Raw genomic sequence first — 16515 nt, 5'->3', positions numbered from 1 at the left:
CCGCGGAAAGCGAAGCGCCTGGAACGAAAATCAACAGCCTTGTTTAACAGAGCCTTTGCTCTAAAAGTTGATAAAGATCAATCATTAGTTTGACTGCATACTCTTCGGGTAAATGGAAAAAGTAACCGTACATATAGATGAGGAGAGTAGCGATATGCCAAGAATCATTTCCGCAGCAGAAGCATTGCCGCCATATACAATTGAACAAGAAGAGGTAATGGAGTTCGCCGAAAAACTATTTAAAGAATCGTTCAGCGATATAAAAAGACTGCTAACTGTGTTCCAGAATGGACAGATAGAGAAGAGGCATTTTGCCAAAGATCTGGATTGGTTTGAGCATGATCATACATTTCAAGAAAAAAATAATGCCTACATCGAAACAGCTGTCGAGCTTGGAGCAGAAGCTATAACAAAATGCCTGTCTAACGATGAATTTCTGCAAAAAGAAGTGTTTCTGGAGGAAATAGATGCAATCTTTACGATTAGTAGTTCAGGTATCGCAACTCCGAGCATTGATGCCAGGATCATGAATATCCTGCCATCTTCACAATATACTAAAAGGATCCCGATTTGGGGGCTGGGTTGTGCGGGTGGAGCATCAGGACTTTCGCGAGCATACGAATACTGCCTTGCATATCCGAAAGCAAAAGTGCTGGTTCTCTCGATTGAACTTTGCAGTTTAACCTTCCAGCGAAACGACAGGTCTAAAAGTAATTTGATTGGAACATCTTTGTTTGCAGATGGAGTGGCCTGTGCTCTTGTTTGCGGTGAAGATTCTGGGTTTGAGCAGTTAACAAAAAAGCAATCAGCTCCACGAATCATCGGAACGCAATCAACAACGATGCCAGATTCGCTTGATGTAATGGGATGGGATATACGGAATGAAGGACTATACGTTGTTTTTTCAAAAGACATTCCTACAATTATCGAGAATTGGCTTCAGCCAAATGTCCTTCGCTTTTTAAAGGCAAATGGATATAGTGTGGCCGATTTAGATCACTTCATCGCCCATCCGGGAGGCAAAAAGGTCCTTGAAGCGTATGTTTCAGCATTGAAGTTGCCTGAAACGATGACAGAAATCTCGCTAAATGTCCTGAAGGAATTCGGGAATATGTCATCTGCAACAATCCTTTATGTGTTAAGGAGGTTCATGAAAACTGCAAGCGTTGGCGACCTTGGTTTGGCAGCTGCATTGGGGCCTGGCTTTAGTTCGGAATTGCTGCTTTTGAGGTGGGAATAGAATGGCATTTTTCGTATTTATAGGATTTATCATTTTCCAGAGATTGACAGAGTTGGTTATTGCTAAAAGGAACGAAAAGTGGATGAAGGGCAAAGGAGCGATTGAATTTGGTAAGGGCCACTATCCTGCGATGATATTGATCCACACATCCTTTTTTATCTTCTTTATTTTTGAAGTGATTTATTTTCACAAAAGTTTATCACTATTTTGGCCAATATTGCTTTCGCTTTTCTTATTTACACAGGTGATGAGAATTTGGGCACTGACTTCACTGGGAAGGTTCTGGAATACAAAAATCATTATTCTGCCAGGAGCAGACATAGTTAAAAAAGGGCCATATAAAATCATCAAGCATCCGAACTATTTAATAGTCACATTGGAATTGATCATTATCCCGCTTATGTTCAATGCGTTTTTCACTTTAGCTTTGTTTACTTTCTTGAATATCGTGATTCTTTCAATTCGCATTCCCGCAGAAGAGAGAGCATTGAGAGAATTAACAAAATATGAAGATGAATTCGGTAAGCACGGGCGCTTCGTACCAAATTTGTTAAATAAGTGTGACAATTAGCTAGTTTTCATTGAAAATGATAATCATTGATGATACACTTTTCTTAAAGATGAAAATAGTTCTCAGTTAATATTGAACTCTAAGGATGGTGTTATTAATGGTTTCTATGTTAGTCGTGTCCACTATAGCAGCTTATTCTTTACTTATGAAATATGTTTTAAGCAACGTACTTAAACCACAATAAAAAAATAGATTCTCAATTAGAACAAGCCCGGGCCCAGGTCCGGGTTTTTATATTTGTGCATAATTTAATAAAAATCCTCACGAGATAAAAACTCAGCAAAATGCTCTTTTTTAGGTATCTTCTCAAGATATTTCAAAATACATAAAGAATCAGACTTCATAGTTCATGAGAAGTTTAGTTTACGAAAAGAGCCTATTTCGAAAATGTAATTATAGGAAAAGCGCGAAAAATCATATAAAATAAAGTCATTCACAAATTTGTCACAAGGGGTAAATAGAATGGGCCAGACAATAGCACAGCAAGATCGAAAACTTCTTGGAAAGATACTATCACTTTATAAACTAATACAATCCAACAAGGATAATGATATTGCTGAAAAGATTAGGGAGTTGGGCAGGAAATCACTTGAAGAGGAATTCTCGATTGCATTTTGCGGCCACTTTTCCGCAGGTAAATCGAGTATGATCAACAGGCTTATCGGTGAGAATATTTTGCCGTCCAGTCCCATTCCAACAAGCGCAAATTTAGTGCGGATAAAATCAGGAACCGAATATGCAAAGGTTTTCTTTAAACAAGGAGGTTCACGGCTTTACCCGGCGCCATATGATTATGAAACGGTTAAATCATATTGCAAAGACGGTGATCAAATAGAGGCAATTGAAATAAGCCATAACGGAGTTGAATTCCTCAAAGAAGCCGTTATCATGGATACGCCAGGCATTGACTCAACTGATGATGCTCACCGAATAGCAACTGAATCAGCACTGCATCTGTCAGATATCGTTTTTTATGTGATGGATTACAATCATGTACAGTCGGAAATGAACTTCATGTTCACTAAGGAATTGACGGACGCAGGAAAAGAACTGTATCTGATCATTAATCAAATTGATAAACATCAGGAAGCAGAGCTTTCGTTTGAGCAGTTTAAGGAAAGTGTTGAAACATCCTTTGCGGGTTGGGGAGTGAAGCACTCTGGCATTTTCTATACAAGCTTGAGGGATAAGGAGGGACCGTTTAATCAATTTAGCGAGCTTCGCGAATTCATCAAAGAACGCAAGAGTAAAAGAAAAGACATCCTCCCAATCTCGATTTTCAGGTCAATGGAAAAGTTATCGGAAGACCATTTGACACACATGCTTCAAACAGTCGAAGAAAAGCTGAGGGAGTTTGAAGTGATTCTCGAAGAAATCCCGGAAAACGAAAGGCCGCAGCTCCCAGTGAAGCTCGAGAAATTAAGAGTTAAAAAGAATCAGCTGATCAATGAACGGAATGTTGAAAAAGAGTTTATTTCAGGAATCAATGATATCTTGAAAAATGCTTATTTGATGCCATTCGAAACTAGAACACTTGCTGAGGCCTTTCTTCAGGCAAATCAGCCTGATTTTAAGGTAGGGTTGTTTTTCTCAAAACAAAAAACCGAACAGGAAAGATTGTCGAGGCTGGAAATCTTCTACACTGATCTCGATGAAAAGGTCCAATCCCAGCTTGATTGGCATATAAAAGACTTTTTAACAAAACTGTTCAAAAAACATGAAATTGTAACGCAGGATCTTTTGAAAGCAGCGCAGGGATTTAAGGTCGATTTTGGTATAGATTTATTAAAAGACGCTATTAAACCTGGTGCGAGATTGTCAGGAGAGTATGTGCTGAACTATACAAATGATGTCGCGGATAATCTGAAAAATCTCGTCAGGAGGAAACTGGAGCCTATTAAAGAACTTTTTATTGGAAATGTAAAAGTAAATGAAGATGAAGAACTGCATGCACTTTCAGCTGAGGAAGGGGAACTTGAAACTCTCCTTGCCGCATGGAATGGAATGCTGGCAATACAGGATGAGCTAAATGGGCACAGGCGGAAGGTGTCTGAGATATTGTATGGAGATGCTGTCCATGAGTACGGTCAGGATGAATTCAGCATCTTCAAACCTTTGGAAGATGAACCGGAGGTAATTGAAAAACTTGAGCCTGCTGTTCCCGAGACGGTAATTGAGCAGACCGAAAAAATCGCTGCAATAAATTCACAAAGTGAAAAACATGTAAGTACTATTGATGAATATCATGAAAAACAGCAGTCATTAGTGGATAAACTGGCATATACATCTTCTGAAATTGAAGGGATTCCGGGATTGAAAAAAATTGCCAGAGAGTTAAAAGAGAAAGCGGCAAGTTTAAAGGAAAGAGAATTCACAGTCGCGTTATTTGGAGCTTTCAGCGCTGGGAAATCATCATTTGCAAATGCACTGGTCGGCGAACGGCTTCTCCCTGTTTCTCCTAACCCTACAACGGCCGCAATCAATAAAATAAAGCCAGTCACAGCTGAGCATCCACATGGAAGTGTGGTCGTAAAAATCAAGGATGCAGCGGCATTGCTCAAAGAGGTTGAGCGTTCGCTCGGATTGTTTGGGCAGAAATCAACGGATTTAAATAATGCAATACAACAGATCAACAACCTTAAGTGGGAGGATAACGGATTTAGTGCAGTTGAAAAAACTCACTTTTCATTCCTGCAGGCATATGCAAAAGGATTCGCTCATTTTAATCATCAATTTGGTAAATTGCTGTTTGTGGATCTTGAGTCCTTCCGCGGTTATGTGGCCGAAGAAGAAAAGTCTTGCTTCGTCGAGTGGATAGAAGTTTATTATGACTGTGAGCTGACCCGGGAAGGAATCACATTAGTAGATACACCTGGTGCTGACTCAATCAATGCCCGCCATACAGGTGTGGCCTTTGATTATATCAAGAACTCTGATGCTATTTTATTTGTAACCTATTATAACCACGCTTTCTCCAAAGCGGACCGAGAGTTCCTGATCCAGCTTGGAAGGGTGAAAGATACTTTTGAGCTTGATAAAATGTTCTTTATTGTCAACGCAGTCGATCTAGCAAGCTCAGAGGAAGAACAGAAAGCTGTACTCGAATATGTCGAGGGACAGCTAGTCCAATACGGAATCAGAAAACCGCATCTTTTCCCTGTTTCAAGCTTGATGGGCTTAAAAGCCAAGCTGGATCCGCAGATTGGGGAGAATCCGCTTTTCAATAGGTTTGAGCAGGCCTTTTTTTCATTTATCACAAATGATCTTATGAATATGGCTTCAGATGCTGCAGAGGCAAAATGGCAGCAGGCTGTCATGTTAATTGAAGAAATGATTGTTTCAGCTGAAGAAGACAAAGCGGCCAAAGCTGAAAAACGTGAAAAACTTCAGATGGAACAGGAAAAAATGCTGTCCATTTTATCAAATAAAACAACAGAGCTCCTTGGAGAGCGTCTGACACAGGAAGCGGACGAATTGACTTATTATATCCGTCGAAGAGTATTTATACGATTCGGAGAGTTCTTCAAAGAATCCTTTAATCCGGCGCTTCTGAAGGATGATGGCAGAAATCTAAGAAAAGCTCTGGAAACGGCGCTAGAAGAATTGATTGAAAGCATCGGGTATGACTTTGCCCAGGAAATGAGGGCGACTTCGTTAAGAATAGAGGCATTTATCGATTGGCTTTTAAAAGAATTTCAGCAATCACTATTTGCTGAATTAATCAAAATCAATAAGTCTTTGTCCTTGTCTTTCTCTGAAAATACTTCTCTTACTGGCCTGGATTTTGAAACAGCCTTCCAGAACCTTGACCGCAGCCATTTTAAAAAGGCGATGGGAATGTTTAAAAATCCAAAAGCGTTCTTTGAAAAAAACGAAAAGAAGCTAATGAGTGAAGAAGTGGAGAGACAGCTTCAGTCTCCTGCTGGAGAGTATCTCGAAGCAGAAAATACAAGACTTAAAACACATTATATCCAGGAAATGAATTTTGCCTTTGAAAGCGTCCAGAATGATGTTGCAGAGCAAATCAATGACTATTTTGAGGGAATAAGTTCAGCGCTAGAAGATAATTTTTCGATTGCAATGGTTAAAACTTCATTGGAAAAGATTAAAAACTATCAATAAAGGTTGTATAAAGAATGAAGCATAGCCGTTTTCATGCATGCGCCAGCTGCGTTAATTTCAGATTAGAAAAATCCGGGAAAACTCTGAAGTATTATTGTGCAAGGCTGGGATTTGAAACGAAGACCCATTATCAATTTGACTGCTGGGATCCAAAAGAAAATGTGAAAAAATTAATGGCTAGAGATAGCCAGGAAAATGGGGAGTGATTTTCTTGCAATATCAAGTTGATTCCAAATGGTTAAAGGACCATCTAGTTGACAGGGATATAAGGATCGTTGATTGCAGCTACAAGCTTGGCGATCCGGAGGCAGGGCGAACTCAATATGACCACGGCCACATCCCTGGAGCCGTTTATTTCGATTTGGAAAAAGATTTATCTGGTGCTGTGGAAACCCATGGAGGTCGGCACCCGCTCCCTAAGCAGGATCAATTGAAAAGAAAGCTTGAAGAGTCGGGAATCAGTAATGATACGATATTAATTGCCTACGACTCGAAAGAAGGAGCATATGCTTCCAGGTTCTGGTGGCTGCTAAAGTATGTTGGACATGAAAAGGTTTATATACTTAACGGGGGAATTGAAGCCTGGAAGAATGCGGGATACCCAGTAGATCATGAGATTCCCAAATATGATAAAGCGGTTTTTGTTATTTCATTAAACAAGGATTTACTGGCTTCCTATGAAGAGGTAAAGGACATTGTTCTTAATCGGGATCGAGATAACGTGCTTATTGATTCACGGGAACAAAAGCGCTATCTCGGCATCGAGGAACCAATTGACCGGATTGCTGGTCATATACCCACTGCGATTAACAAGCCGTGGATGGAAGGACTTGAAAATGGTTTTTTTAAACCAAAAACTGAACAGGAAAATAGATTTGCAGATATCGCAAAAGATAAGCCGATTATTGTTTATTGCGGTTCTGGTGTAACTGCCACTCCAAACTACATTGCCTTGAAGGAAGCGGGATACAGCAATGTCAGGCTTTATGCAGGCAGCTACAGCGATTGGGTATCATATGAAGAAAATCCTGTGGAGAAGGGAAATGCAGGGAGCTGATAAATTGAGAAAAATAGCTCCAGTTTTATGGTATAATAGACAGGTTGAACCACATACTACGCTTGCTGAACAGGCAAGAGGCTTCTGAAATTTATCACTAATGGAGGTTTCAGCTTGGAAAATAATAATAAAACTTCACTTTTGCTTGTAGACGGGATGGCATTATTATTCAGGGCATTTTTTGCCACAGCCGTTTCCGGACAATTCATGATAAATTCTAAGGGTGTACCGACAAACGCAATTCACGGTTTCGTTAAACACTTTGCGACAGCAATTTCAACATTTAAACCTACCCACGCAGCAGTTTGCTGGGATATGGGAAGCAAAACTTTCCGCACAGAAATGTTTGATTCATATAAGGCAAACAGACCAGAGGCGCCAATTGAGCTTATTCCTCAGTTCGACCTTGTGAAAGAAATTGTGGAAGCTCTTGATGTACCTAACATTGGACTCCCAGGCTATGAGGCGGATGACTGCATAGGAACTATCGCTAGGACGGCAAGCGAGGTTGATACTGTATCGATCCTGACAGGAGATAAGGACATCCTACAGCTGATTGATGACCGTGTTTCCGTCGTTTTACTGCAAAAGGGTTATGGAAACTATGTCGTCCACAATCGTGAAACACTATACGCTGAAAAGGGAATATGGCCTGAACAAATGATCGATTTGAAAGCTTTCATGGGGGATCCAAGTGATAATTATCCTGGAGTCCGCGGAATCGGTGAAAAAACAGCGCTGAAGCTGCTTCAGGATCATGGCAATGTCGATGGAGTCCTTGCAAACCTGCATCAACTGACTAAATCCCAGCGAGCAAAGATCGAGGCAGACATGGAGATGCTGCATTTAAGCAGACAGCTTGCAGAAATCAAATGCGATGTGCCGGTGGAATGCTGTATCGATGAAGCTCTCTTTAGAATCGACAGAGAAAAGGTACAGGCTAAGTTCAGCGAAGTGGAGTTAAAAGGACTTCACCGCTTATTTGAAAACGACACTATGTATGCATAAAAAGAAAACGGCTGGCAACAGCCGTTTTTTTTATGAACTAGACAAAAATCTAAGTATCTTACTTAGTGTTTTTCTTCTTAGCTGCATTTTCGAGCTTTGACTTTGGTTCTTCAGCAAACTCTGCGTCCTGCCCAAAGCCTTGTGGATTTACACCAGGTGCCTTTGTTCCTCTGTTTCGTTTTTTGCTCATCATTCATCCCTCCAAAATTTTTAGTTTAAGATGGCTTGAAAAAGTGAATTAACCTTTATAGGTTGTCTAATAACTGCTTGATTCTTATTATGAACTTACAAGAATAAAAGCACTCATTTTTCTTCAAAATAACATGGAGGTGACGATTGATGAATAAAGGTGTTGTTATTGCGTTATCAAGTATTGGCCTGGCTCAGGCCTTAAAAATACCGATTCATTATGCTAAAACGAAGGAATGGAAGCCAGATTTATTTCTGGCTACAGGCGGAATGCCTAGTTCCCATTCTGCTGGAGTTTCTTCACTTACTACTTATATCGCTCTCACAAAAGGGGTGCGGACAGTTGATTTCGCACTATCCCTGGTCTATGGAATGATCGTCATGTATGATGCACAGGGCATCAGAAGGCAGACAGGCGAGCTGACCCTTAAAGTAAATGACCTGGATGAATTAATTGATAAAATTAAGGAAGATGACCCAGTGGAATTCGAAGAAAAATCTCCTGATCCGCTAAAGGAGATGCTGGGCCATCAGCCTAAAGAAGTACTTGGAGGTGCGCTTCTGGGTGCGCTGATGGGATTTGCTGGATACCATCTTACAAAAAAACGATAGAAAATCCTCGGAGTTTGCGGTAAGATTTTATTAGAACATGGCCTGAAGAGAGGATTGATTAAGTCAGTGCGGACAGTTGAAGATTATTTGCTTCATTTGAAGAGCAAAGGGTTTCAGTTGCGTGAAGATGCGGTTGGATTTATTTATTTCGGCCAGCATTATACGAATTCTACAGATGAAATCACCAATGCAGCAATTGAAATTACCCTTAAAGCTCAAAAGAAATTTGACGGAAGCTTTTATATTTCATTGCTGGAAACGTTCGCTTCTAATAAAATATATTCTCGCAAAGCAGCTCTGCAGTTTGTAAAAGAGATTGAATTATTGGCTGTATAAAAAAGCTGACTTCAAAGCATATCATGCTTCGAAGTCAGCTTCTTTTTTTGGATGTATTTTTCTGAGAAGATTTTCGAACCGTTGTGGAGGCAATTCCGCAAAGACCATACCTGCAAAAATGAGGCCGCAGCCTATGAGTGCGCTAGATGTAAGTCTTTCATCAGCCCAGAAGAATGCAGTAATCGCAGCAAAAACCGGTTCCATCGCAAAAATAAGGGCTACACGGGTCGCTGTTGTATGCTTTTGAAAATTGGTTTGGATAAAGAACGCAAGTGCAGTAGCAAGAACGGAAGTAATCAGTAAAGCCATGACTACTTTTCTTGAAAAAATGATTTCTGGATTGAAAGCCCGTCTCCAATCCTCGAAAAAAACTGCAGAAATCGCAGATAACATGGCTACGGTCGCAATTTGTACCGTTGTCAAGAGCAGTGTAGGATAGCTGCTGCTGTATTTTCCTGTGAACAATATATGGAGAGCGAAGCCAGCTGCGCATATAAGAACAAAACCATCACCGATATTAAGGCTTGAAACATCGGACATTGTCAAAAGATACAATCCTGCAGTGGCAGCAGCAACCCCGGCAATCGAATTGATCCCAAGCCTTTGCTTCAAGACCGCTATCATGAGCAAGGGAACAAGGACAACGCTGAGTCCGGTAATGAAGCCTGCTTTTGAAGAAGTGGTATATAGAAGTCCAAGCGTTTGAAACGCATATCCAATGAAAAGGAAAAAACCTACCATCATGCCAGACGTCAACAATTTTTTATCAAGCTTTTTCAGCTGTTCTCGTTCAAAAACAACAAGCCAGAGACCTAATAGTATAGCAGCTGCAGTAAAGCGTACAGCGTTAAAAGAAAGTGGTTCAAGAAATGAAATGGCATTTTGGACAAGAACAAATGTTGCACCCCAAATCAGTGCAACAAATAAAAGGCTTAGATCTGCAAACGTAGATGCTTTCATTATTATGGAGTTCCTTTCATGTTGTTTTCCCTGATGGCTTTCCTGGCAAGCTCATCTGCTGTTTTATTCTCACTTGATGGTATCCACTTCATGAAAAAAAGGTCGAATTGTCCAGCAAGCTCAAGTGCTTTTTCCAAAAGGGGAGCATATAGTTTATTCTTGACGAATTCCTTCTCTACGGCAGCATTAACCAGCTGGGAATCCGTCCTGAACGATACTACGCTGAAACCTTTTTCAAGACAAATTTCTAAAGCTTTTATAAATGCATAATATTCAGCTTCGTGGTTAGACATGACGCCAAGAGGAATTGAATGCCTGTATACTTCCCCTTCACCTTTTATGAAAATGCCTGCTCCGCTGGGACCCGGATTGCCCGCACTTGCACCGTCAATGTAAACTTCGATCAAAGAAGACCCCTCCTGGTTGTTTATACAGATAATAGATAGTGTATCATAATAGGACTGCCTGAATATAAAAAAATGCAATTTCGCAACCGAGGTAATCTGCACCCTTTTCATTGTAACTGGCATACAAAATGGGTAAGATAAATAAAAATAATCCAAGCGCTAGGGAGGACTCAAACCCAAGGAGATGGTGAGGTTGAAATCATGAAGTATAAATTAGAGTGGGAATTTAAAGCAAAGGGAATAGAAACCATTCTGTTCAGCTCTGACTTCCTTGATGGGGAGCATGCATTGCAAGCCGGGGAAGAGCTCGAAAGATCAGGCAGGGCAGGTGAGATTAACTTCATAGATGAAATCGGAACTTCATGGAGTATGAAAGAGATGCGGAAGCTCCTTGCTGAAGTGGAAGAGGAGCCCCATGATCTTACTGTCTATTTTGACGGAGGCTTTGAAAGGGAATCTAATAAGGCAGGGCTAGGGGCAATCATTTATTTTAAGCAGGGCAAGAAAAAATACAGGCTGCGTGCCAATGAATTATTTGATGAGCTTGAAACGAATAATGAAGCCGAGTATGCTGCTCTTTATTTTGCCCTTACGATACTGGATGAGATGGGTGTCCGTAATATGTCATGCGAATTTAAGGGAGACTCTCAAGTCGTGCTTAAACAGCTTGAAGGGGAATGGCCTTGCTATGAAGAAACTCTTAACCGCTGGCTGGACCGAATAGAGAATAAAATAAAGAATCTCGGCCTATATCCCAAATATAATCCCGTTGGCAGAAAAGAAAATAAAGAAGCAGATAAATTAGCTACACAGGCACTCCAAGGAAAATTCATCAACAGTAAAATGCAAATATTATAAAGCCAATGGGAAAGGCGGGAAGAGCTTGACGCGGAAGGAAATCCTTGCTGAGGTTGAAACATTGCTCAGTACGTATTGTAATGGCTGTTTCTTGAAGAAGCACCACCAGGTTGAAAAGGGGAAAAGATTTGCCCATAGATTCTGTATTACTGACTGTACAGTCGGGAATCAGATCAAGTCCTGTGGAGAGAAACTTAAGTAAGTATTTGATTTCATAAATATCAAAAAAGGCTGGCGTCGAGCGCCAGCCTTCAACATTTTTAAATTATAGTTTAACTACGTTTGCAGCCTGAGGTCCACGGTTTCCTTCAACGATTTCGAAAGAAACTTCCTGGCCTTCTTCTAATGACTTATAGCCATCTCCCTGGATTGCTGAGAAGTGAACGAAAACATCGTCTCCGCCTTCTACTTCGATGAAACCAAAACCTTTTTCATTGTTGAACCATTTTACTTTACCATTTTGCATGCTAAACTTTCCTCCCATGTCTTTCGAGACACAAAGCTTGTGTCAGAGTTGAATATTATCATCTAAAGGATACACTTGCTTTTTGTTCCATGAGGCAAATATATACTGTTAAATGATGTATTAAATATACAATATTGGGCATAAGGCAGTCAAGGAATGAAAGCGCATTATATTTTAATAATCTAAAAATTAAATAAATTATAAATAAATTGAATTTTATCTCTCTCCCGTTCCTATTTACGGAAAAATTTGTTATTATTTTCTTATCGAGGCTGGATTCCCATTTTAATATTCCTTTAGAAAGGGAACATTCTGGAGCCTAAATAATAGCGATTATAGGAGGGTACTAATGAAAAAAGCCGCTCCCTCAGCTTTAACGTCTTTATCAGATCAGGAAATAGATAGGTTATTAGATTCCATAAGAAATAGTGATGTCAATAAGAGCCAGCCAGTACAACGTCAGGTAAATAGCAGACTAGATGAAGTTGCCAAGAAAATTAATGTTGCGTCAAGACAAATGGAAGAAATTTTTGATATAGTTGCCAAAACTGGTGTAGTGCCGATTAGCGAGATCAAGAATGATATCATGCCGGCAATCAGACAAGCTGCGGAGATTCCACATATTTACCACTTATTCTATGAATTAAAGAGTAAAGACGAATACACTTACAGACATACTGTATGTGTCGGAATCATTGCAACATTAATCGGAAAGTGGCTGAATTTGAGCCAAGCAGAATTGTTTGACCTTTCACTTGGAGCTACCCTTCATGATATTGGCAAAGCAAGAGTGCCCTCAGACATCCTTAATAAGCCTGGCAGGCTGACACAGGAAGAATACAGGGAAATGAAACGCCACACAGTGTATGGTTATAAATTACTGCAGGATATTCCTGAAATAAACGAGCGGGTGGCATTAATTGCGCTCCAGCATCATGAACGAGAGGACGGCGGAGGATATCCTTTCCATCTGCAGAGCGAAAAAATAGACAAGCTTGCTAAAGTCGTCGCTATAGCTGATGTTTACCATGCGATGTCATCATCCAGGGTTTATCATCAGGCTGAGCCCTTCCACATCGTCATTTCACAAATGCAAAATGATGTCTTTGGTAAGTTTGATCCGAAAATAATGATGGTTTTCCTGTTTAGGATCATGGACAGCCTTGTTGGCCGGCGTGTGCTCTTGAGCAGCGGAGAAGAAGGCACGATTATTATGGTCGATCCATATGAGCCTTTAAGGGCCCTGATTAAGTCAGAAGATACGCTAATTGATCTAAGGCTGAACCGGGGTTTGCGGATTTCCAGGGTTTTAAATGATTCCATCGTAGGGGTATAATTCACTGCTGCATTTCATATCTTTTAATAGTCTATTAAGATCTTTAAAAGGGTGAGGGCATGTACCGTTTTTCAATTGGCGATGAGAATTGGATCATTATTTTTTCTCCGCATCTTTCCCTTGAAGCAAGAGAAAAAGAGGGCATTATCCGATCAATCGCCATTATGGGGCCACAGTGGGCAGGTTTTTCACATGGTGAGTCCTTTATCATTTTCCATCAGCAGATTGGGGCAATAGTGATCCGGATAGAAAAAGTCCCTTCATTAATCTTGACAGTCTCCGCTGTTGTTTCCAGGGATCGGTGGTACATCAACGACCAAAACATAATAGAACCATTTGAGAATTAATTTTTTGAGGGCAGCTGAGGAATCGGCTGCCTGTTTAATTTTTTGTGAATATACTTACTGTCTGGCTTAAGCTGAGATAAAAGTCCTTTACGCTAATGTCAACGAACATATAAAATAGAAATCGAGACTAAAATAATATACCTATTAATGTAACACAGGAGGAGAATATGAAACTGATTGTTGCGGAAAAGCCTGACCAGGGCAGAACGCTGGCCTCCGTCTTCAAAACGAAAAAAAGGGAAGGATTCATAGAGATCCTCCCTAATGACATCTTTCCGAAAGGGGCATATGTATCGTGGGCGATTGGACACCTAACTGAGCTGTCCTCCCCGGAAAAATACAACCCTTCATGGAAAAAGTGGTCACTCGAAACTTTGCCGATCATTCCGGAACATTTTAAATATGAAGTTGTTAAATCTAAAGCTAAACAATTCACAATTATAAAAAAGCTGGCCACAGATCCACAGGTTTCGGAGATTATTCATGCAGGAGATGCGGGGCGGGAGGGTGAGCTGATCATCAGGAACGTTCTCCGCCTTGCAGGATGCACTAAACCGATGAAAAGACTTTGGATCTCTTCGCTTACTCCAAAAGCGATTAAAGAGGGTTTTCAGAAATTACTAAACGAGTCTGATACTAAAAACTTATATTTTGAAGCCTATACAAGGGCGTGTGCTGATTGGGTTGTGGGAATGAATGCTTCTAGACTCTACACAATTCTCCTTCAGAAGAAAGGATACTCGGACGTATTTTCAGTAGGAAGGGTACAAACTCCCACTCTTGCCTTGATTGTCAAAAAAGAGCTGGAGATAGAAAATTTTGTCTCTGAGCCATTTTGGGAAGTGTTTGGGAAATTTAATATCAATAGCAAAAAATACAGCGGGAAATGGGAGAAAAATGGAGATTCAAGAATTTCCTCGAAGGAAATGGCTGAAAAAATCGCCGCTTTTTGTAATGGGAAAGAGGCTATTGCTGCAGATGTAAATTCCGAGAAAAAGGAATTTCTACCGCCATTATTGTACAACCTTTCAGCGATACAAGCTGAGGCGAACCGCCGCTTTAAAATGTCACCGAAAAAAACGCTGGATACCCTGCAGGGACTCTATCAAAGAGGAATTGTTTCCTACCCTCGTTCCGATTCCAGATATGTAACCCCAGGAGAAGCAGAAGGGTTTCCTGCAATATTAAAAAAATTGCAAGCAATCCCTGAGTACGAGCCGTTTTTTCCTTTAGCTATATCGTCAATTGAAAATAATAAGCGGTATGTGAACGAAAAGAAAGTAACCGACCACTACGCCATTATCCCGACTGAACAGGTGCCTAACCTGAGCAGGCTATCAGGAGATGAGCAAAAGCTTTATGACTTACTGGCGAGAACCTTGATAGCAGCTCATTACGGACCTTATGCCGCGGAGTATACAACGATTAAAACCGTTGTCGACGGCAGGGCTGAATTCATTTCAAAAGGCAAGGTTCAGCTGGAAGAGGGGTGGAAGAAGGTGCTTCCGCAAAAAGAAGCAGACAAGGAGCCTGAGCTTCCTGCAGTTCAGCAAGGAGAAAGCGGCAATGTGGTGAAAGCTGAGGTAAAGGAAAGCAAAACCCAACCACCCAAAAGGCTGACAGAAGGCCAGCTGATTACACTTATGAAAACAGCTGGAAAACATATAGAAGATAAAGAACTCGAAAAGGTTTTGATGAAGGCAGAAGGTCTTGGAACTGAAGCAACCAGGGCAGGTATTATTACAATGCTTAAGGACCGCGCCTATATAGATGTTAAAAAGAATCTCGTTTATGCAACTGCAAAAGCGAAAATCCTAGTTGCTGCTATTGGCGGTCAAGTCCTTGCCTCACCTGAAATGACAGCCAAATGGGAGCAGCGGCTGCACCAAATTGGCGAGGGAGAAGCGTCTCCGAAACAATTCATTGACCAGACCTCTAAAATGATAAAGCATCTTGTAGCGGAAACATCTGAAGGATCATCGGGCTGGACATTCTCTGATGAATTGACCAGTGCCTTCGTACCTGGGAAGAAAAGCGGGGGAGCTCGCAGAAGCGCGAGCCTCGGCAAATGCAAAAAGTGTGATGGAATGGTAGTCGATAAAGGGGCATTTTATGGTTGTTCTAACTATCAGAAAACAAAATGTGATTTCACGCTGTCCAAACAGATCCTTGGTAAAACGATTACCCAAAAGAATATCAAAAAACTGTTAGCAGAAGGTAAAACGGATATCATTGAAGGTTTTCAGGGAAAAGATAAACCGTTTGCCGCCATGCTTTATTGGGACGAGCAGGAAAAGAAATTAAAGTTTGATTTAGCCCTGCAGCCAATCAAGCAAGAAGGATAACGCCTTGTCACTCCTGTTCTTCTATAGTACACTTTAATATGGCTATTGTTTAAGCATTGGAGGTCAAGGGATGACAACACCCAGTATGGAAGATTACATTGAACAAATATATATTTTGATAGAAGAGAAGGGCTACGCCCGTGTATCGGATATCGCAGAAGCATTATCCGTCCATCCCTCCTCGGTAACCAAGATGGTCCAGAAGCTTGATAAGGATCAATTTTTAGTCTATGAAAAATATCGTGGCCTGATGCTGACACCAAAGGGAATTAAGACCGGCAAGCGATTGGTCTACCGCCATGAGTTGCTGGAACAATTACTTAAGGTCATTGGCGTTAAGGATGAGAATATTTACAATGATGTTGAAGGAATTGAGCATCATTTAAGCTGGGACGCAATCGACAGGATTGGGGACCTCGTACAATATTTTGAAGAAGATCAATCCCGAGTAGAAGAGTTAAGGGCAATCCAGAAGCGAAATGAAGAAGAATGAAAAAACACCTGACAAGAGTCAGGTGTTTCAGACTGTAGACAAACTCGATGAAAAATCGAGCTTGTTAACAGTTTTTTTTGTTTTGAGGAGAAATGGGGCTGTTGATTTCCGTTCCAGTCGCTTCACTTTCCGCGGAAGAATTATGAAAAAGCCCAACTACCGGCTTTT

17 protein-coding genes are annotated in these 16515 nt (G+C 40.8%); 13 read left to right on the top strand and 4 right to left on the bottom strand.

All coding sequences use genetic code 11. The features are described 5' to 3' along the window. Window positions 1-154: 154 nt before the first annotated feature. The 5 genes from V7654_RS16170 (at window position 155) to V7654_RS16150 (ending at window position 7998) form a co-directional block, all read left to right on the top strand. On the top strand, window positions 155-1240 hold the full coding sequence (locus V7654_RS16170; protein WP_335431649.1) for a type III polyketide synthase: 1086 nt from the start codon (window positions 155-157) through the stop codon (window positions 1238-1240). A 1-nt stretch (window position 1241) separates the two neighbouring features. After that, a complete protein-coding gene (locus V7654_RS16165; protein WP_335431647.1) occupies window positions 1242-1811 on the top strand; it encodes an isoprenylcysteine carboxyl methyltransferase family protein in 570 nt (189 codons plus the stop codon). 462 nt (window positions 1812-2273) lie between these two features. Further along, window positions 2274-5933: a dynamin family protein gene (locus V7654_RS16160; protein ID WP_335431646.1), complete on the top strand. Its 3660-nt coding sequence runs from the start codon at window positions 2274-2276 to the stop codon at window positions 5931-5933. Window positions 5934-6144: 211 nt separating this feature from the next. Next, entirely contained in the window at window positions 6145-6990 is an 846-nt protein-coding gene (locus V7654_RS16155) for a sulfurtransferase (protein WP_335431645.1), read from the top strand. Between the two features lie 114 nt (window positions 6991-7104). Further along, the gene (locus V7654_RS16150) at window positions 7105-7998 is read left to right on the top strand and encodes a 5'-3' exonuclease (protein ID WP_335431644.1); all 894 of its coding nucleotides are present in this window, start codon (window positions 7105-7107) and stop codon (window positions 7996-7998) included. 58 nt (window positions 7999-8056) lie between these two features. Here V7654_RS16150 and sspL read toward each other — a convergent pair whose 3' ends face one another. Beyond that, window positions 8057-8188, bottom strand: a complete 132-nt coding sequence (sspL, locus tag V7654_RS16145; protein WP_335375870.1) for a small, acid-soluble spore protein L — start codon at window positions 8186-8188, stop codon at window positions 8057-8059. Window positions 8189-8337: 149 nt separating this feature from the next. Here sspL and V7654_RS16140 point away from each other — a divergent pair, with 149 nt between their 5' ends. Together V7654_RS16140 and V7654_RS16135 are read left to right on the top strand one after the other, a co-directional pair. Further along, window positions 8338-8799, top strand: coding sequence for a divergent PAP2 family protein (locus V7654_RS16140; protein WP_207499736.1), 462 nt, complete (start codon window positions 8338-8340; stop codon window positions 8797-8799). Between the two features lie 66 nt (window positions 8800-8865). Next, on the top strand, window positions 8866-9135 hold the full coding sequence (locus V7654_RS16135) for a DUF6123 family protein (RefSeq protein WP_335431643.1): 270 nt from the start codon (window positions 8866-8868) through the stop codon (window positions 9133-9135). A 21-nt stretch (window positions 9136-9156) separates the two neighbouring features. Here the strand turns inward: V7654_RS16135 and V7654_RS16130 are convergent, their stop codons facing one another. Together V7654_RS16130 and V7654_RS16125 are read right to left on the bottom strand one after the other, a co-directional pair. Next, the gene (locus V7654_RS16130) at window positions 9157-10095 is read right to left on the bottom strand and encodes a DMT family transporter (protein ID WP_335431641.1); all 939 of its coding nucleotides are present in this window, start codon (window positions 10093-10095) and stop codon (window positions 9157-9159) included. A 2-nt stretch (window positions 10096-10097) separates the two neighbouring features. Then, the gene (locus V7654_RS16125; protein ID WP_335431640.1) at window positions 10098-10502 is read right to left on the bottom strand and encodes a reverse transcriptase-like protein; all 405 of its coding nucleotides are present in this window, start codon (window positions 10500-10502) and stop codon (window positions 10098-10100) included. 201 nt (window positions 10503-10703) lie between these two features. Here V7654_RS16125 and V7654_RS16120 point away from each other — a divergent pair, with 201 nt between their 5' ends. Next, window positions 10704-11360 carry a reverse transcriptase-like protein gene (locus V7654_RS16120; RefSeq protein WP_335431639.1) on the top strand — a complete coding sequence of 219 codons (657 nt, stop codon included), beginning with the start codon at window positions 10704-10706 and terminating at the stop codon, window positions 11358-11360. Window positions 11361-11385: 25 nt separating this feature from the next. Beyond that, the gene (locus tag V7654_RS16115; RefSeq protein WP_335431637.1) at window positions 11386-11562 is read left to right on the top strand and encodes a zinc-finger domain-containing protein; all 177 of its coding nucleotides are present in this window, start codon (window positions 11386-11388) and stop codon (window positions 11560-11562) included. Between the two features lie 63 nt (window positions 11563-11625). Here the strand turns inward: V7654_RS16115 and cspD are convergent, their stop codons facing one another. After that, complete coding sequence (gene cspD / locus V7654_RS16110) at window positions 11626-11826, bottom strand: cold-shock protein CspD (RefSeq protein WP_023627628.1); 201 nt, start codon at window positions 11824-11826, stop codon at window positions 11626-11628. Window positions 11827-12175: 349 nt separating this feature from the next. Here cspD and V7654_RS16105 point away from each other — a divergent pair, with 349 nt between their 5' ends. The 4 genes from V7654_RS16105 (at window position 12176) to mntR (ending at window position 16347) form a co-directional block, all read left to right on the top strand. Further along, window positions 12176-13162 (top strand): HD-GYP domain-containing protein, encoded by a 987-nt coding sequence (locus tag V7654_RS16105; RefSeq protein ID WP_335431635.1) that lies wholly within the window; start codon window positions 12176-12178, stop codon window positions 13160-13162. A 59-nt stretch (window positions 13163-13221) separates the two neighbouring features. Continuing rightward, entirely contained in the window at window positions 13222-13509 is a 288-nt protein-coding gene (locus V7654_RS16100; RefSeq protein WP_335431633.1) for a hypothetical protein, read from the top strand. Window positions 13510-13676: 167 nt separating this feature from the next. Continuing rightward, window positions 13677-15854 (top strand): DNA topoisomerase III, encoded by a 2178-nt coding sequence (locus V7654_RS16095; RefSeq protein WP_335431632.1) that lies wholly within the window; start codon window positions 13677-13679, stop codon window positions 15852-15854. Between the two features lie 70 nt (window positions 15855-15924). Next, a complete protein-coding gene (gene mntR, locus V7654_RS16090; protein ID WP_335431631.1) occupies window positions 15925-16347 on the top strand; it encodes a transcriptional regulator MntR in 423 nt (140 codons plus the stop codon). Window positions 16348-16515: the final 168 nt, after the last annotated feature.

The sequence above is a fragment of the Bacillus sp. JJ1609 genome (genome assembly GCF_036967045.1).
GTDB lineage: Bacteria > Bacillota > Bacilli > Bacillales > Cytobacillaceae > Mesobacillus.
Note: the sequence above shows the minus strand (reverse complement) of the source record. Positions and strands in the feature narration are given on the sequence as shown.